Origin of the sequence: Thermococcus sp. GR5 (genome assembly GCF_012027535.1) — an archaeon.
GTDB classification, from domain to species: Archaea; Methanobacteriota_B; Thermococci; order Thermococcales; family Thermococcaceae; genus Thermococcus; species Thermococcus onnurineus.
Genome location: NZ_SNUN01000051.1, coordinates 1 through 255, shown reverse-complemented (window position 1 = coordinate 255; position 255 = coordinate 1). Strand labels below are relative to the sequence as shown.

1 protein-coding gene is annotated in these 255 nt (G+C 57.3%); it reads left to right on the top strand.

Annotation, left to right across the window (positions count from 1 at the left end; translation table 11 throughout):
• On the top strand, positions 1-255 hold a 255-nt coding region (locus tag E3E33_RS11185), incomplete at both ends, for a hypothetical protein (RefSeq protein ID WP_167731710.1).

Sequence of the window (255 nt, the reverse complement as noted above, 5' to 3'; positions counted from 1 at the left end):
CCCAACCCGGTCGAGGGCACCTGGGAGATAACTGCCTACTCTAGTATATTCACCAAGTACCTCAGCGGCTACGACACTTCCCAGTACGAGATTGAGGTCAGCCTGACCTCAGTTTCCATCGAGCCTGGGCTCATACTCAAGGACGTTGCCCAGCCCTCAAACGTCACCGTCAAGGCCACCGTGAGCAACGACTACGGTGACTTCAACGCCAGTGTCGTCGGCTATGGAGTCGGCAGGCTAGACCAGGCCTATGCA